At 68.5% G+C, this 15,737-nt stretch carries 16 protein-coding genes; 1 reads left to right on the forward strand and 15 read right to left on the reverse strand.

From position 1 onward, the window contains the following. Positions 1-6 precede the first annotated feature (6 nt). Positions 7-1,827, forward strand: a complete 1,821-nt coding sequence (locus B5557_RS13885) for a glycoside hydrolase family 18 chitinase (protein ID WP_079659509.1) — start codon at positions 7-9, stop codon at positions 1,825-1,827. Between the two features lie 27 nt (positions 1,828-1,854). Here B5557_RS13885 and B5557_RS13890 read toward each other — a convergent pair whose 3' ends face one another. The 15 genes from B5557_RS13890 to prmC form a co-directional block, all read right to left on the reverse strand. Continuing rightward, complete coding sequence (locus B5557_RS13890) at positions 1,855-2,301, reverse strand: DUF2550 domain-containing protein (protein WP_079659510.1); 447 nt, start codon at positions 2,299-2,301, stop codon at positions 1,855-1,857. 139 nt (positions 2,302-2,440) lie between these two features. Then, positions 2,441-2,815, reverse strand: coding sequence for a F0F1 ATP synthase subunit epsilon (locus B5557_RS13895; RefSeq protein WP_079659511.1), 375 nt, complete (start codon positions 2,813-2,815; stop codon positions 2,441-2,443). Positions 2,816-2,927: 112 nt separating this feature from the next. Further along, positions 2,928-4,364, reverse strand: a complete 1,437-nt coding sequence (gene atpD / locus B5557_RS13900; protein WP_079659512.1) for a F0F1 ATP synthase subunit beta — start codon at positions 4,362-4,364, stop codon at positions 2,928-2,930. Beyond that, positions 4,364-5,284 (reverse strand): F0F1 ATP synthase subunit gamma, encoded by a 921-nt coding sequence (locus B5557_RS13905; RefSeq protein ID WP_079659513.1) that lies wholly within the window; start codon positions 5,282-5,284, stop codon positions 4,364-4,366. The genes atpD and B5557_RS13905 overlap by 1 nt, the downstream gene beginning before the upstream one ends. A gap of 21 nt (positions 5,285-5,305) precedes the next feature. After that, positions 5,306-6,895 carry a F0F1 ATP synthase subunit alpha gene (atpA, locus tag B5557_RS13910; protein WP_079659514.1) on the reverse strand — a complete coding sequence of 530 codons (1,590 nt, stop codon included), beginning with the start codon at positions 6,893-6,895 and terminating at the stop codon, positions 5,306-5,308. A gap of 134 nt (positions 6,896-7,029) precedes the next feature. Beyond that, positions 7,030-7,851, reverse strand: a complete 822-nt coding sequence (locus B5557_RS13915; RefSeq protein ID WP_079659515.1) for a F0F1 ATP synthase subunit delta — start codon at positions 7,849-7,851, stop codon at positions 7,030-7,032. Beyond that, positions 7,848-8,399 (reverse strand): F0F1 ATP synthase subunit B, encoded by a 552-nt coding sequence (locus B5557_RS13920; protein WP_079659516.1) that lies wholly within the window; start codon positions 8,397-8,399, stop codon positions 7,848-7,850. The genes B5557_RS13915 and B5557_RS13920 overlap by 4 nt, the downstream gene beginning before the upstream one ends. A 40-nt stretch (positions 8,400-8,439) precedes the next feature. Continuing rightward, positions 8,440-8,685 (reverse strand): ATP synthase F0 subunit C, encoded by a 246-nt coding sequence (gene atpE / locus B5557_RS13925; RefSeq protein WP_067259277.1) that lies wholly within the window; start codon positions 8,683-8,685, stop codon positions 8,440-8,442. Between the two features lie 75 nt (positions 8,686-8,760). After that, positions 8,761-9,570 carry a F0F1 ATP synthase subunit A gene (gene atpB / locus B5557_RS13930; protein WP_079659517.1) on the reverse strand — a complete coding sequence of 270 codons (810 nt, stop codon included), beginning with the start codon at positions 9,568-9,570 and terminating at the stop codon, positions 8,761-8,763. Between the two features lie 222 nt (positions 9,571-9,792). Further along, positions 9,793-10,206, reverse strand: a complete 414-nt coding sequence (locus B5557_RS13935; protein ID WP_079659518.1) for a hypothetical protein — start codon at positions 10,204-10,206, stop codon at positions 9,793-9,795. A 302-nt stretch (positions 10,207-10,508) separates the two neighbouring features. Then, on the reverse strand, positions 10,509-11,870 hold the full coding sequence (locus B5557_RS13940) for an MraY family glycosyltransferase (protein WP_079659519.1): 1,362 nt from the start codon (positions 11,868-11,870) through the stop codon (positions 10,509-10,511). A 174-nt stretch (positions 11,871-12,044) separates the two neighbouring features. Continuing rightward, the gene (gene glyA / locus B5557_RS13945) at positions 12,045-13,283 is read right to left on the reverse strand and encodes a serine hydroxymethyltransferase (protein ID WP_079659520.1); all 1,239 of its coding nucleotides are present in this window, start codon (positions 13,281-13,283) and stop codon (positions 12,045-12,047) included. A 212-nt stretch (positions 13,284-13,495) separates the two neighbouring features. After that, on the reverse strand, positions 13,496-14,173 hold the full coding sequence (locus B5557_RS13950; RefSeq protein WP_079659522.1) for an arsenate reductase/protein-tyrosine-phosphatase family protein: 678 nt from the start codon (positions 14,171-14,173) through the stop codon (positions 13,496-13,498). After that, positions 14,170-14,817: an L-threonylcarbamoyladenylate synthase gene (locus B5557_RS13955; protein WP_079659523.1), complete on the reverse strand. Its 648-nt coding sequence runs from the start codon at positions 14,815-14,817 to the stop codon at positions 14,170-14,172. Before B5557_RS13955 ends, B5557_RS13950 begins: the two co-directional genes overlap by 4 nt. 53 nt (positions 14,818-14,870) lie before the next feature. Then, positions 14,871-15,716 carry a peptide chain release factor N(5)-glutamine methyltransferase gene (gene prmC, locus B5557_RS13960; RefSeq protein WP_079659525.1) on the reverse strand — a complete coding sequence of 282 codons (846 nt, stop codon included), beginning with the start codon at positions 15,714-15,716 and terminating at the stop codon, positions 14,871-14,873. Between the last annotated feature and the right edge of the window lie 21 nt (positions 15,717-15,737).

Below are 15,737 nucleotides of genomic sequence, written 5' to 3' on the forward strand. Positions count from 1 at the left end.
CGCAGGATGCGCTTCAGACACAGAGCCGCGGCAGGGTTCGCGACGCTGTTGCTCCCACTGGCCGGACTGGTCGGCCTCGCGAGCCCCGCCCAGGCCGCGAGCACCGCCACCGCCACCTACACCAAGGCCTCCGACTGGGGCACCGGTTTCGAGGGCAGGTGGACGGTGAAGAACACCGGCACCACCGCCATCAGTTCATGGACCGTCGAATGGGACTTCCCCTCCGGCACGTCCGTCACCTCCGCCTGGGACGCCGACGTCACGTCCGCCGGCACCCACTGGACCGCCAAGAACAAGTCCTACAACGGCTCCATCGCCCCCGGCGCCTCCGTCTCCTTCGGCTTCAACGGCGCGGGCTCCGGCTCCCCGTCCAACTGCAAGCTGAACGGCGACAGTTGTGACGGCACGACCGTCCCGGGCGATGCCTCCCCGACGGCCCCCGGCACCCCCACCGCCTCCGCCGTCACCGACACCTCGGTGAAACTGACCTGGTCCGCCGCCACCGACGACAAGGGCGTCAAGAACTACGACGTCCTGCGCGACGGCGCCAAGGTCGCCACCGTCACGACGACCTCGTACACCGACACCGGCCTGAGCGCCGGCACCGACTACTCCTACACCGTGCGGGCCCGCGACACCGCCGACCAGACCGGCCCGGTCAGCGGCGCGGTCGCGGTCCACACCACGGGCGGCGGCACCAATCCCCCGACCACCGGAAACAAGGTGAAACTCGGTTACTTCACCGAGTGGGGCATCTACGGCCGCAACTACAACGTCAAGAACCTCGTGACGTCCGGCTCGGCCGCGAAGATCACCCACATCAACTACGCCTTCGGCAACGTCACGAACGGCCAGTGCGCGATCGGCGACTCCTACGCCGACTACGACAAGGCCTTCACCGCCGACCAGTCCGTCAGCGGCGTCGCCGACACCTGGGACCAGCCGCTGCGCGGCAACTTCAACCAGCTGCGCCAGCTGAAGGCCAAGTACCCGAACATCAAGGTGCTGTGGTCCTTCGGCGGCTGGACCTGGTCCGGCGGCTTCGCCCAGGCCGCCGCCAACCCGGCCGCGTTCGCGCAGTCCTGCTACAACCTGGTCGAAGACCCGCGCTGGGCCGACGTCTTCGACGGCATCGACATCGACTGGGAGTACCCCAACGCCTGCGGCCTGTCCTGCGACACCTCCGGCGCCGCGGCCTTCAAGAACCTGATGTCCGCGCTGCGCGCCAAGTTCGGCACCGGCAACCTGGTCACCGCGGCCACCACCGCCGACGGCTCCTCCGGCGGCAAGATCGACGCCGCCGACTACGCGGGCGCGGCGCAGTACGTCAACTGGTACAACGTGATGACGTACGACTTCTTCGGCGCATGGGCCGCACAGGGCCCGACGGCCCCGCACTCGCCGCTCACCTCGTACAGCGGCATCCCGACGGCCGGGTTCACCACGGCCGACGCGATGGCCAAGTTCAAGGCGAAGGGCGTCCCCGCGAACAAGCTGCTCATCGGCATCGGCTTCTACGGCCGCGGCTGGACCGGCGTCACCCAGGACGCCCCGGGCGGCACGGCCACGGGCCCGGCGGCGGGCACCTACGAGCAGGGCATCGAGGACTACAAGGTCCTCAAGACGTCCTGCCCGGCCACCGGCACCATCGCCGGCACGGCCTACGCGCACTGCGGCAGCAACTGGTGGTCGTACGACACCCCGGCCACCATCGCCGGGAAGATGACCTGGGCCAAGAACCAGGGCCTGGGCGGCGCGTTCTTCTGGGAGTTCAGCGGTGACACCGCGAACGGAGAGCTGGTGAACGCCATCAGCAACAACCTGTAGGCCGCCACCCGCAAAGCGGCCAAGCCGCTAAGCGACGTTGACGCGCTGTCCGGGCGGGGCTGCCTCCAGCCACGCGAGAAAACCGGTCAGCGCGTCTTCGCTCATGGCGAGTTCGAGGCGCGTGCCCCGGTGCAGACAGACCAGGACGACGGCGTCGGACAGCAGCGCCAGCTCCTCCTCGCCCTCGGGAAGCCGGCGGCCGGCCACCTCGATCGAGCCGCGCTCCAGCACCCGGCGCGGACGGTAGGCGTAGGAGAAGACGCGGTACCACTCGATGCGGTCGCCGTTGTAGCGGGCGACCCCGTAACTCCAGCCTTTTCCGCTGGTGTCCGGTTTCTCGGGTACGTCCCAGCGCAGGGAACAGTCGAAGGTGCCGCCGGAACGCTGGATGAGTCTGCGACGCAGACCGAAGACGAACAGCCCCAGCGCCCCCAGGGCCACGACGATTCCGCACACAGTCAGAGCGAGGACCATCGACACCGACCTCCTCGTCTCCTAGGTACCGAAAATAGGTAACGGAACGGAAAAAACATCCAGATCTGCCTCAGCCGCGGTCGGCTCCGGATTGCTCCGGAGCCGACCGCGGCTGAGTGACGTCATGCAGGCTCGCGGGTCAGCGCGTCGCCGCCGCACGCAGTCGTACGTCCGCGCGGCGCTCGGCGGCGGCGTCGCCCTCCGCCTTCGCGCGCTCGAGCTCGCGCTCCACGCGCTGGACGTCGATCTCGTCCGACAGCTCGGCGATCTCGGCCAGCAGCGACAGCTTGTTGTCCGCGAACGAGATGAAACCGCCGTGCACCGCGGCGACGACCGTTCCACCATCACTCGTACGGATGGTCACCGGGCCCGACTCCAGCACACCGAGCAGCGGCTGGTGACCGGGCATGACGCCGATGTCGCCGGACGTGGTGCGCGCGACGACCAGGGTGGCCTCGCCGGACCAGACCTCTCGGTCGGCCGCAACCAGCGCGACGTGCAGCTCAGCAGCCAAGGTGGCTCCTCGGGTCACCACCCGGCGGGTCTTGCCGGGTGTTGGTTACAAGTCTAAGGGGCGTGCGTGAGGGGGCGGGACGCGCCCGCCCCCTCACCAGAACTCAGGGAGTTCAAGAGACGCCCAGCTCCTTGGCGTTGGCCTTCAGGTCCTCGATACCGCCACAGAGGAAGAACGCCTGCTCGGGGAAGTGGTCGTACTCGCCGTCGATGATCGCGTTGAACGCGGTGATCGACTCGTCCAGCGGGACGTCCGACCCGTCGACGCCGGTGAACTGCTTGGCGACGTGGGTGTTCTGGGACAGGAAGCGCTCCACGCGACGGGCACGGTGGACGGTGAGCTTGTCCTCCTCGCCCAGCTCGTCGATACCGAGGATCGCGATGATGTCCTGGAGGTCCTTGTACTTCTGCAGCACCGTCTTGACGCGCATCGCGGTGTTGTAGTGGTCCGCCGCGATGTAGCGCGGGTCCAGGATGCGGGACGTGGAGTCCAGCGGGTCCACGGCCGGGTAGATGCCCTTCTCCGAGATCGGACGGGAGAGCACCGTCGTCGCGTCGAGGTGGGCGAACGTGGTGGCCGGGGCCGGGTCGGTCAGGTCGTCCGCGGGGACGTAGATCGCCTGCATCGAGGTGATCGAGTGACCACGGGTCGAGGTGATGCGCTCCTGGAGGAGACCCATCTCGTCGGCCAGGTTCGGCTGGTAACCCACCGCGGAGGGCATCCGGCCGAGCAGGGTCGACACCTCGGAACCGGCCTGCGTGAAGCGGAAGATGTTGTCGATGAAGAACAGCACGTCCTGCTTCTGCACATCGCGGAAGTACTCCGCCATGGTCAGACCGGCCAGGGCCACGCGCAGACGGGTGCCCGGGGGCTCGTCCATCTGACCGAAGACCAGGGCGGTCTTGTCGATGACGCCCGAGTCGGCCATCTCCTCGATGAGGTCGTTGCCCTCACGGGTGCGCTCACCGACACCGGCGAACACGGAGACACCGTCGTGGTTGTTGGCGACGCGGTAGATCATCTCCTGGATGAGCACCGTCTTGCCGACGCCGGCACCACCGAACAGACCGATCTTGCCGCCCTTGACGTACGGGGTCAGCAGGTCGATGACCTTGACGCCGGTCTCGAACATCTCGGTCTTCGACTCGAGCTCGTCGAAGTTGGGGGCCTTGCGGTGGATGGACCAGCGCTCGCCCTCGTAGGTCTCGTCGACGTTCAGCACCTCACCGAGGGTGTTGAACACCTTGCCCTTGGTGAAGTCGCCGACCGGGACCGTGATGCCCGTGCCCGTGTCGGTGACGGCGGCCTGGCGGACCAGACCGTCGGTGGGCTGCATCGAGATGGTGCGGACCAGGCCGTCACCCAGGTGCTGGGCGACCTCCAGGGTCAGCGTCTTCTTCGCGCCGTCCTGGGCCGGGTCGGCCACCTCGACGTGAAGGGCGTTGTAGATCTCCGGCATGGCGTCGACGGGGAATTCCACGTCGACGACCGGGCCGATGACCCGGGCGACGCGGCCCGTGGCAACGGCCGTCTCAACTGTCGTCGTCATTACCTGTCACTCCCCGCGGTCGCGTCGGCCAGGGCTGCGGAGCCACCGACGATCTCGCTGATTTCCTGGGTGATTTCGGCCTGGCGGGCCGCGTTGGCGAGGCGGGAGAGCGTCTCGATGAGCTCTCCGGCGTTGTCGGTCGCCGACTTCATCGCGCGCCGCGTGGCGGCGTGCTTCGAAGCTGCCGACTGGAGGAGAGCGTTGTAGACGCGGCTCTCCACATAGCGCGGCAGAAGGGCGTCGAGGACGTCCTCCGCCGAGGGCTCGAAGTCGTACAGCGGAAGGATCTCGCCCTTCGGCGCCGCGGACTCCGTGGCCACCTCGTCGAGGCTGAGCGGCAGCAGACGGTCGTCGAGCGCCGTCTGCGTCATCATCGAGACGAACTCGGTGAAGACGATGTGGATCTCGTCCACGCCGCCGTCCGCCGTGTCCTTCTCGATGGCCTCGATCAGGGGGGCCGCGACCTTCTTGGCGTCCGCGTACGTCGGCTCGTCCGTGAAGCCCGACCACGACTCCGCGACCTTGCGCTCACGGAAGTTGTAGTGCGCGAGACCACGCCGGCCGACGATGTACGTGTCGACCTGCCTGCCCTCGGCCTCGAGGCGCGCCGTCAGCTGCTCCGCGGCCTTGATGGCGTTGGAGTTGAAGGCGCCGGCGAGACCACGGTCGCTCGTCAGGAGCAGCACCGCGGACCGCACGACCGTCTCGGCCTGCGTGGTCAGCGCGTGCTTCGTGTTCGAGCCGGTACCGACCGCCGTGACCGCGCGGGTGAGCTCGGTCGCGTACGGCGCGGAGGCCGCCACCTTGCGCTGCGCCTTGACGACACGCGAGGCGGCGATCATCTCCATCGCCTTGGTGATCTTCTTGGTCGCGGTGACGGATCGGATGCGACGCTTGTAGACCCGGAGCTGGGCTCCCATGAGTCAGGTCCCTTCCTTACGTCACTTGGCCGCGGCCGGGGCGTCCTCGCCGAGAAGCTTGCCGTCCGAGGTCTCGAACTGCTTCTTGAACTCGGCGATCGCGTCGGCAACAGCGATGAGGGTGTCGTCCGACATCTTGGCGCCCTCCTTGATGGAGGTCATGAGGCCCTGCTCCTTGCGGTGCAGGTACTCCAGCAGCTCCGTCTCGAAGCGGCGGATGTCGGCGACCGGAACGTCGTCCATCTTGCCGGTGGTGCCGGCCCACACGGAGACGACCTGGTCCTCGGTCCGCATCGGCTGGTACTGCGGCTGCTTGAGCAGCTCGACCAGGCGCTGGCCACGCTCCAGCTGGGACTTCGACGCGGCGTCCAGGTCGGAGCCGAAGGCGGCGAAGGCCTCCAGCTCACGGTACTGGGCGAGGTCGAGGCGCAGCCGGCCGGACACCTGGCGCATCGCCTTGTGCTGGGCGGAGCCACCGACGCGGGAGACCGAGATACCGACGTTCAGGGCCGGACGCTGGCCGGCGTTGAACAGGTCGGACTCCAGGAAGCACTGGCCGTCGGTGATGGAGATGACGTTGGTCGGGATGAACGCCGAGACGTCGTTGGCCTTCGTCTCGACGATCGGCAGACCGGTCATCGAGCCGGCGCCCAGGTCGTCGGAGAGCTTCGCGCAGCGCTCCAGCAGACGGGAGTGCAGGTAGAAGACGTCACCCGGGTAGGCCTCACGGCCCGGCGGGCGGCGCAGCAGCAGCGACACGGCGCGGTAGGCGTCGGCCTGCTTCGAGAGGTCGTCGAAGATGATGAGGACGTGCTTGCCCTCGTACATCCACTGCTGACCGATGGCCGAACCGGTGTACGGCGCCAGGTACTTGAAGCCGGCCGGGTCGGACGCCGGGGCGGCGACGATGGTCGTGTACTCCAGCGCGCCGGCCTCTTCGAGGGCGCCACGCACGGAGGCGATGGTCGAGCCCTTCTGGCCGATGGCGACGTAGACGCAGCGGACCTGCTTCTTCACGTCGCCGGAGCGCCAGTTGTCACGCTGGTTGATGATCGTGTCGACGGCCAGGGCGGTCTTGCCGGTCTGGCGGTCACCGATGATCAGCTGACGCTGACCACGGCCGATCGGGGTCATCGCGTCGACGGCCTTGTAGCCGGTCTCCATCGGCTCGTGCACCGACTTACGGGCCATGACACCCGGAGCCTGGAGCTCCAGGGCACGGCGGCCGGACGTCTCGATCTCGCCGAGGCCGTCGATCGGGTTGCCGAGCGGGTCGACGACGCGGCCGAGGTAGCCCTCGCCCACCGCGACCGACAGGACCTCACCGGTACGGGTGACCGGCTGGCCCTCCTCGATACCGCTGAACTCACCGAGGACGACGGCGCCGATCTCGCGCTCTTCCAGGTTGAGCGCGAGGCCGAGGGTGCCGTCCTCGAACTTCAGCAGTTCGTTGGCCATGGCCGAGGGCAGGCCCTCGACCTTCGCGATGCCGTCGCCGGCAAGGGTGACCGTACCGACCTCCTCGCGCGAGGCCGCGTCCGGCTTGTACGACTGGACAAAGTTCTCCAGCGCGTCCCGGATCTCCTCCGGCCGGATCGTGAGCTCCGCCATCTGGGTTCCCTGCTCTCCTTGTTGGGCCCGAAGTTTCACTTTGGGGGGATGGGGACTCCCCCCTGAAAGAGGTGAATCCTCTGCACGGCCCAACCAGGGCCGCCATCAGTTCGTACTGCGGTCTTGAGTTGCTGCTAGCTCGCCATGCGGCGGGCGGCGTCCTCGATGCGGTCCGCGAGGGAGCCGTTGATCACCTCGTCGCCGACCTGCACCCGGATCCCGCCGAGGACCTCGGGGTCCACGTCGAGGTTGAGGTGCATCGAGCGGCCGTAGAGCTTCGCGAGGGCGGCGCCGAGGCGCTGCTTCTGCGGGTCGCTCAGCGGTACCGCCGAGGTGACGACGGCGACCATGCGGTCCCGGCGCTCCGCGGCGAGCTTGGACAGGGCCTCGAGGCCCGCTTCCAGGCTACGTCCCCGGGGCGCGGTCACGAGGCGCGTCACCAGTCGCTCGGTGGCCGCGTCGGCCCGGCCGCCGAGCAGGCTGCTCAGCAGCTCGCTCTTGGCCGAGACGGTGGCCTTCCGGTCGGTCAGTGCGGCGCGCAGCCCGGTGCTGGAGGAGACGATCCGCCCGAAGCGGAACAGCTCGTCCTCGACGTCGTCGAGCGTGCCGGCCTGCTGTGCGGCGGTGAGGTCGGCGATGTTCGCCAGCTCCTCCAGCACGTCCACCAGGTCGCGGGACTGCGACCAGCGGGAACGCACCGTGCCGGACACCAGATCGGCGGTGGTGGCGCTGATCTGGGCGCCGAGGAGGCGCTGGACCAGGTCGGCCTTGGCGTCGCCCGCCTGCGCCGGGTCGGTGAGGACCCTGCGCAGGCCGACCTCGCGGTCGAGCAGCGCGGTGACGGCCGCCAGCTCGCCGGCCAGCTGCGCCGCGTCCACGGACGTGGAGTCCGTGAGCGCGTCGAGACGCTCACGGGCTGCTGCGAATGCCTCGCGGCTCGCTCCGTGTGCGGTCATCGAGACGCCTCGGCCTTCTCCTCGAGCTCGTCGAGGAAGCGGTCGATGACGCGGCTCTGGCGGGCGTGGTCCTCAAGGGACTCGCCGACGAGCTTGCCGGCCAGTTCGGTGGCGAGCTTGCCGACGTCCTGACGCAGCGCGGACGCGGCGGCCTTGCGGTCCGCCTCGATCTGGCTGTGTCCGGCGGCGACGATCTCCTCGCGCTGGCGCTGGCCTTCCGCGCGCATCTCTGTGATGAGCGCGGCGCCCTGCTCCTGTGCCTCCTGGCGCAGTCGCGCGGCCTCGTGACGGGCCTCGGCAAGCTGTGCCTTGTACTGCTCCAGAACGCTCTGAGCCTCGGTCCGAGCAATCTCGGCCTGTTCGATCCCGCCCTCGATGGCGTCGCGGCGCTCTTCCAGAACCTTGTTGATGTTCGGAAGGAGCTTCTTGCCCAGGACGAAGAACACGATCGCGAACGCGATCAGACCGATGACGAGCTCGGGGATCTCCGGGATCAGAGGATTCTGGGACTCCTCCTCAGCCGCGATTTGCAGCAAGGGCGAGATCACATCAGTTCCTTCCGTGGAATTCTCTCGTCGGCCGAGACCGTCAGGCAGACGGGTAGACGAAGCCCATGACCAGACCGATCAGGGCGAGCGCCTCACAGAGCACGAAGCCGAGGATCTGGTTCTGGCGGATGAGGCCGGCGGCCTCGGGCTGGCGGGCCAGCGCCTGGGTGCCGTTACCGAAGATGATGCCAACGCCGACGCCGGGGCCGATGGCCGCGAGACCGTAGCCGATGGCAGCGAGGTTGCCCTTGATTTCGACCGCGGCGAGGGTGTCGAGAGCGGACATGCCGTAACTTCCTTCTCTTTACACAGGCCGGTGGGGGTTGGCCACCGGAAGTTCAGGGGATGGTGATCAGCGTGCTCAGTGGTGCTCGGCGAGCGCGCCCTGGATGTAGCTGGAGGACAGGAGGATGAAGACGTAGGCCTGGAGGGCCTGGATGAACAGCTCGAAGACCGTCATCACGAGCACCATCAGGAACGAGACCGCCGAGTAGGCGATGCCGATGCCGTTGAGCAGGTACCAGGTTCCGATGGTGAAGATCAGGATCAGCACGTGGCCGGCGAACATGTTGGCGAAGAGCCGGACGGCGTGCGTGAAGGGCCGGATGAACACGTTCGAGAGGAACTCGAAGAACATGACCATCGGGAACACGGGACCGAGCGAACGGTCGTACCCGGTGATGTTCTTGAAGCCGCCGACGAAGCCGTGGCGCTTGAACGTGATGCTCATCCACACGATGTAGACGAGCGCGGCGAGACCGGCCGGGAAGGCGATGACCGCCGTGGCCGGGAACTGGGCGACCGGGACGATCGACCAGAGGTTCATGATCCAGATGAAGAAGAACAGCGAGAACATCAGCGGGACGTACTTCTCGCCCTCGCGCTTGCCGATCGTCTCGTAGACGACCCCGCGGCGTACGAAGTCGTAGCCGGCCTCGCCGATCATCTGGAGCTTGCCCGGAACCAGCTTCGGCTTGTTGAAGGCGGCCCAGAAGAATCCGATGACGAGGACGGTGCTCACCAGCGAGAGCAGCATCGGCTTGTTGAATTCGATGCCGCCGACGGTGAAGAGCGGCTCGAACATGAACGAGTGCAGGCCGGGGGTCGGGAAACCGCACCCGTCGAAAATATGACAGTCGGTCTCGAAGGCGAGCGTCTTGGCGTTACTCACCGCGAGCTCCTTCAGCGTGGCGCATGGGTACGGCAACCTCGATGTGTCGGCGCGGCCTGCGACCGCGGGACGGCACTGGACTGGACTTGCGGATAAGGGGGCGGCGACTGGGCTCCGAACCGTGAGACGTCACAGGCACGCTTGCCGCCCGCGCCAGCTCTGCCGCAGTTGTGGCGAGACCATAGCAAAAGAGCGGAAGTCCCTTTACACCGGCCCTACAGGTCACGACGACGTCCGAGCGGAATCCGGCTCGACGTAGAGGATCTTGGCTTTCATGTGCGAGCGCACCTGGGCCGCCATCCACACCAGGGTGGACGCGAGCAGCGTGAAGGCGAAGCATTTCGGGTTGAAGGCCGAGGTCCCCTTGAACGTGATCAGCACGATCATCAGCAGCAGGATCTGGGTGGTGTAGAGCAACAGCCCCATCGACTGGAACAGATGGGGAAGTTGGCGCGCGGTGCGCAGCAGCACCACCAGTCCGCCGCCCATGAACAGCAGCACGAGTACCGCGCCGAGGACGGCGCCGAGCGCTCCTTTGCCGCCGGCAACGGCGGCGCTCACCGCGACTCCCGCCGCACCCGCGAGCGCGGTGGGCAGGGCACAGTGCAGGAGCGTTCGTACGTCGTTGGACTGCATGGCGGCAACTCCGCATTCAAGGGGGGCAGGTGTCGTCATGGACGAGCGTAGTCCCGGCCCGAAGGGCGAGAGACCTCACGCCACCTCGCTCCGAAAGACCGTCGTACTGCGGCCCTTCGGCTCTATCCGGGGGTTCTCGTGAACCGTATCACAAACTATTTGATGAGGTCTTTACCTGGAAGGTGTGCCCGGTGTCACACATGAGAGTGACAGTGCGCGTCCGTGCGGAAACCGGGGGAGGTTGTCTGCTAATGGGGGACTTTGCCCTCTCCCGCTTCTCCCACGAGTTGGCAATGCTCTAGTCAGATTCTTACCTTGGAGCTGCGGCGGCCACCGATCGCGGTCGCCCCGTTGACCCTCGCCACACCCACCCCGACCGGCGTCTGCTGCTCCTGCGCTGCCTGCTCGTGTTCCTTCTCTTCTTCCTTCTCCGGCGCCTCTGCGACGGCGGCCGGAGCGGGCGCGGGCTGCTCCTGCGCGGCGACCACGGCGGCACGACGGCGTCGGTAGCGCGGCGGGACGAAGGCCTCGGCCCAGCGCGGCGCACGCGGCGTGAAGCGCGGCAGCAGAAGCAGCGCCAGCCCGATCGCACTGAGGAACACCACACCCAGCACGATCCACATGGAAGCCGAGTTGACCGAGTAGGCGAGCGCCCCGAACCCGATCAACGCCGACCAGAAGTACATGATCAGCACCGCGCGGCTGTGCGAGTGGCCGATCTCCAGCAGCCGGTGGTGCAGATGCCCGCGGTCCGCCGCGAACGGCGACTTGCCGCGCCAGGTGCGGCGCACGATCGCCAGGATCAGGTCGGCGGCCGGGATCGCGATGATCGTCAGCGGCATCAGCAGCGGGATGTAGACCGGCACCATCTGATGGACCGCGTTGCGCTCGGAACCGGAGAACAGCTTCATCACATCGGGGTCGACCTGGCCCGTCACGGAGATCGCGCCCGCGGCCAGCACCAGCCCGATCAGCATCGAACCCGAGTCGCCCATGAAGATCCGCGCCGGATGCATGTTGTGCGGCAGGAAGCCCAGACACATCCCCATCAGGATCGCCGCGAACAGCGTCGCCGGGGCGGCGGCCTCGATGCCGTACGAGTACCAGATGCGGTAGGCGTACATGAAGAACGCGGCCGCCGCGATGCACACCATGCCGGCGGCGAGACCGTCGAGGCCGTCGACGAAGTTGACCGCGTTGATGGTGATGACGACCAGGGCCACCGTGAGCAGGGTGCCCTGCCACTGGGTCAGCGCGACCGTGCCCACGGTCGGGATCGGCAGCCACAGGATCGTCAGACCCTGCATCACCATCACACCCGCGGCGATCATCTGCGCGCCCAGCTTGATCAGGGCGTCGATCTCGAACTTGTCGTCCAGGACGCCGATCAGCCAGATCAGCGCGGCCCCCGAGAGCAGGGCGCGCGGCTCGTTCGACTTCTCGAAGACCTCGTTGAGGTTGTTGAGATGGTCGGCGACCAGCAGACCGGCGCACAGACCGAAGAACATGGCGATCCCGCCGAGCCGCGGAGTCGGTTCCCGGTGCACGTCACGGGCCCTGATCTCCGGCATCGCTCCGGCCACGATCGCGAACTTCCGTACCGGCCCGGTCAGCAGATACGTCACCGCGGCCGTGATGCAGAGCGTCAGCAGGTATTCACGCACAGGCTTCCCCACAGGTCTCGCTGGCCATCTCAGTCCCACACCCTAGCGATCGACTCCTACACGGCGCATATGTGTGAGGACTTCCGGGTAGTGACGATGGTTTCACGTGAGGCTGTGCGAAGCGGCGTACGGGGGGTGCGCCCCAGGGTGTGCACGGGGCGCGCCTACCCCGGTTCAGCCCGGATACGGCGGAAACGCCAGGCTCAGCTCGCGCACTTCGTCGCGGGCCTTCTTCCCCTCGATCTCCTCCCGCAGCACCCCCGCCAGCAGCGCCGCGACCCGGGTCATCTCCTGCTCCCCCATACCCTGCGTGGTCACCGCGGCGGTGCCCAGACGCAGGCCACGGGCGTGATCGTGCGGCAGCGCGCAGCAGTCCAGGACCATTCCGGCAGCCGCGAGCAGACCCCGCGCCACGCGCCCGTCGACCCCGAGGGGCGCCGGGTCGGCGGTGATGAGATGGGTGTCGGTCCCGCCGGTCGTGACGACCAGCCCCTCTCCCTCCAAGGCGGCCGCGAGAGCCCTCGCGTTGGCGACCACCTGATGGGCGTACGCCGAGAACGCCGGGGTTGCCGCCTCGCCGAACGCGACCGCCTTCGCGGCGATCGTGTGCATCTGCGCGCCGCCCTGCGTGAACGGGAACACGGCCCGGTCGACCCGTTCGGCGAGCTCACTCCCGCAGAGGATCATCCCGCCGCGCGGCCCCCGCAGCACCTTGTGCGTGGTGGCGCACACGATGTCGGCGTACGGCACCGGGCTGGGCGCCGCTCCCCCGGCGACCAGGCCGATGGGGTGGGCGGCGTCGGCGATGAGATAGGCGCCGACCTCGTCGGCCACCTCCCGGAAGAAGGCGTGGTCGAGATGGCGCGGGTAGGCGATGGAGCCGCACACGATCGCCTTGGGCCGATGGCTGCGGGCCAGCGTGCGCACCTGTTCGTGGTCGATGAGCCCGGTCTCCGCGTCCACCCCGTAGGGCACGAAGTCGAACCAGCGCCCGGAGAAGTTCGCCGGCGAACCGTGCGTGAGATGACCGCCGTAGGGCAGCCCGAGCGCGAGGACGGTGTCGCCGGGCCGCAGCAGCGCCGCGTAGGCGGCCAGCACGGCCGAGGAGCCCGAGTGGGCCTGGACGTTGGCGTGTTCGGCGCCGAACAGCGCCTTGGCGCGGTCCACGGCGATGCGCTCGGCGACGTCCACGATCTCGCAGCCGCCGTGGTAGCGGGCCCCCGGATACCCCTCCGCGTACTTGTTGGCGAGGGTCGAGCCGAGGGCGGCCAGCACCGCGGGCGAGCTGAAGTTCTCCGCGGCGACCAACTGCAGCGTCGTCGCCTGCCGCTCCCGTTCCCCGAGCAGGATCTCGGCCAGCTCGGGGTCCTGCCGGCGCAGGACATCGGCCTCGGGGACATGGGTGACCGACATATGACACTCCGGGCGTCGACGGTGACGTACGTCCAATGTAGGCCCGGGGAGGACAGGGTGCGCGGCTTGTTACATCCGAGCGGGTGCTCCCGTCAGCGCCGTCACCACCGGGACCCATCTCCCAACGCACCCCTCGCACCGCTCGGCCCCAGCGGGCCTCCCGGGCAGCGGGCCGCTGCGGCGGCCTCCGACCGCCGACTCCACCCACGCCCTCAAGCCCGCGCCGGCACTCCGGTCAGTGCTGTCACCACCGGGTCCAGGGCCTGGTGTATTTCGTCGCCGATCGAGCGGAAGAAGGGGAGGGGGGCGCCGTAGGGGTCGTAGACCTCGTCCGCTTCCAGGGTGGGGGCCAGGAGCCACCCGCGTAGCGCGGCCGCCGCGCGGACCAGGGCACGGGCGCGCATCACCACGCCCTCGTCGAGCGGGGGCAGCGTGGCGGGGTCGATGGCGTTCACCAGGCGGGTGAACTCCTTGAGGGTGAAGGTGCGCAGGCCCGCCGAGTGGCCCATGGAGATGACCTGGGCGCGGTGGTCACGAGTCGCCGTCAGGACCAGATCGGCCATGATGACGTGCTCGTCGAGGAGCTCGCGGCCGGTGAACCCGGTCGCGTCCGCGCCGAAGTCGGCCAGCACGGTCTCCGCGTTGGCCTCCATCGGCGCGCCCTCATGGCCCCAGGTGCCCGCGCTCTCCACGATCAGCCCGCCGCCCAGCACCCCGAGTCGCTGCGACACGAAATGCCTGGTCAGCCGCTCGGTGATCGGCGAGCGGCAGACGTTGCCGGTGCTGACGTGGAGGATGCGGAAGGTGTCGCGCGGAAACCCGAACGTCGTCGTCTGTTCCGCGGCACGTTCCCCGTTGCCTATGCCACGCCCCGCGTCAGGGGCTGTCAATTCGCCACCTCGAGGTCGGGTACGACCTTGCGCAGCTCGTCCGCGGAAATCGCGCCCGCACGCAGCAGCAGCGGCACCTCACGGCTGACGTCGACGATCGACGACGGGACGTTGCCCGGGGTCGGGCCGCCGTCGAGGTACACGGAGACGGAGTCGCCGAGCATCTCCTGCGCGTAGTCGCAGTTCTCCGGCGCCGGGTGGCCGGTGAGGTTGGCGGAGGACACCGCCATCGGGCCGACCTCCGTCAGCAGCTCGAGGGCGACCGGGTGCAGTGGCATGCGCACGGCGACCGTGCCACGGGTGTCGCCGAGGTCCCACTGCAGGGACGGCTGGTGCTTGGCGACGAGCGTCAAAGCGCCCGGCCAGAACGCGTCGACGAGCTCCCAGGCCAGCTCGGAGAAGTCCGTGACGAGGCCATGCAGCGTGTTCGGGGAGCCGATGAGGACGGGGGTGGGCATGTTGCGGCCCCGGCCCTTGGCCTCCAGCAGGTCGGCGACGGCCTCCGAGGAGAACGCGTCGGCGCCGATGCCGTACACCGTGTCGGTCGGGAGGACCACGAGCTCGCCACGGCGGACGGCGGAGGCTGCCTCGCGAAGACCGGTCACGCGGTCGGTCGCGTCGTTGGTGTCGTATCGCCGTGCCATTTAGCGAGCCTCCTCGTACACGTACTGCTGCGGGTCGAACGTATGGGGCGCGCTCACGGCATCGCCCTGCGGGCGGTGGCGAAGCGCGGACGGTTGTTGAGGTCGGGGTGGTCGGCCGCGTCGGCCCAGCCCCGCTCCTCGGTGAAGATCCACGGCACCTGGCCGCCCTGTGTGTCGGCGTGCTCGATGACAACGACGCCGCCCGGGCGCAGCAGCCGGTGCGCGGTGCGCTCGATGCCGCGGATCAGGTCGAGGCCGTCCTCGCCCGAGAACAGGGCGAGTTCGGGATCGTAGTCCCGGGCCTCCGGCGCCACGTACTCCCATTCCGTGAGCGGGATGTACGGAGGGTTGGAGATGACCAGGTCGACCTGGCCGTCGAGGTCGTGGAAGGCGTCCAGGGCGTCTCCCTGACGCAGGTCGACCCTGGACCCCTCCATGTTCTTCCGCGTCCAGCGCAGGGCGTCCTCGGACAGCTCCACGGCGTGCACACGCGAGCGCGGCACCTCCTGGGCGAGAGCGAGCGCGATGGCGCCGCTGCCGGTGCACAGGTCGACGATGCGGGGCTCGACGACGTCCATGGCGCGCACGGCGTCTATGGCCCAGCCGACCACGGACTCGGTCTCGGGGCGCGGTACGAAGACCCCGGGCCCGACCTGAAGCTCCAGATACCGGAAGAAGGCCCGCCCGGTGATGTGCTGCAGCGGCTCGCGCTGCTCACGCCGGGCGATGACCTCCCAGTAGCGGGCGTCGAAGTCGGAGTTCTTCACGGAGTGGAGTTCACCGCGCTTCACGCCGTGCACGAACGCGGCGAGCTCCTCCGCGTCGTTGCGCGGCGAGGGCACGCCGGCGTCGGCCAGCCGCTGGGTGGCCTGGGCCACCTCTGCGAGCAGCAGGTTCACGCAAGTCCTCCGTGTCGTACT

Source organism: Streptomyces sp. 3214.6 (assembly GCF_900129855.1).
In the GTDB taxonomy this organism is placed as follows: domain Bacteria; phylum Actinomycetota; class Actinomycetes; order Streptomycetales; family Streptomycetaceae; genus Streptomyces; species Streptomyces soliscabiei.

Bases quoted from the DNA above. Each gene is read 5' to 3' on its own strand.
- atpD (WP_079659512.1), bottom strand. From the start codon at position 4,364: ATGACGACGACAGTTGAGACGGCCGTTGCCACGGGCCGCGTCGCCCGG.
- B5557_RS13885 (WP_079659509.1), top strand. From the start codon at position 7: ATGCGCTTCAGACACAGAGCCGCGGCAGGGTTCGCGACGCTGTTGCTC.
- B5557_RS13915 (WP_079659515.1), bottom strand. From the start codon at position 7,851: ATGACCGCACACGGAGCGAGCCGCGAGGCATTCGCAGCAGCCCGTGAG.
- glyA (WP_079659520.1), bottom strand. From the start codon at position 13,283: ATGTCGGTCACCCATGTCCCCGAGGCCGATGTCCTGCGCCGGCAGGAC.
- B5557_RS13890 (WP_079659510.1), bottom strand. From the start codon at position 2,301: ATGGTCCTCGCTCTGACTGTGTGCGGAATCGTCGTGGCCCTGGGGGCG.
- atpA (WP_079659514.1), bottom strand. From the start codon at position 6,895: ATGGCGGAGCTCACGATCCGGCCGGAGGAGATCCGGGACGCGCTGGAG.
- B5557_RS13905 (WP_079659513.1), bottom strand. From the start codon at position 5,284: ATGGGAGCCCAGCTCCGGGTCTACAAGCGTCGCATCCGATCCGTCACC.
- B5557_RS13935 (WP_079659518.1), bottom strand. From the start codon at position 10,206: ATGCAGTCCAACGACGTACGAACGCTCCTGCACTGTGCCCTGCCCACC.
- B5557_RS13955 (WP_079659523.1), bottom strand. From the start codon at position 14,817: ATGGCACGGCGATACGACACCAACGACGCGACCGACCGCGTGACCGGT.
- atpE (WP_067259277.1), bottom strand. From the start codon at position 8,685: ATGTCCGCTCTCGACACCCTCGCCGCGGTCGAAATCAAGGGCAACCTC.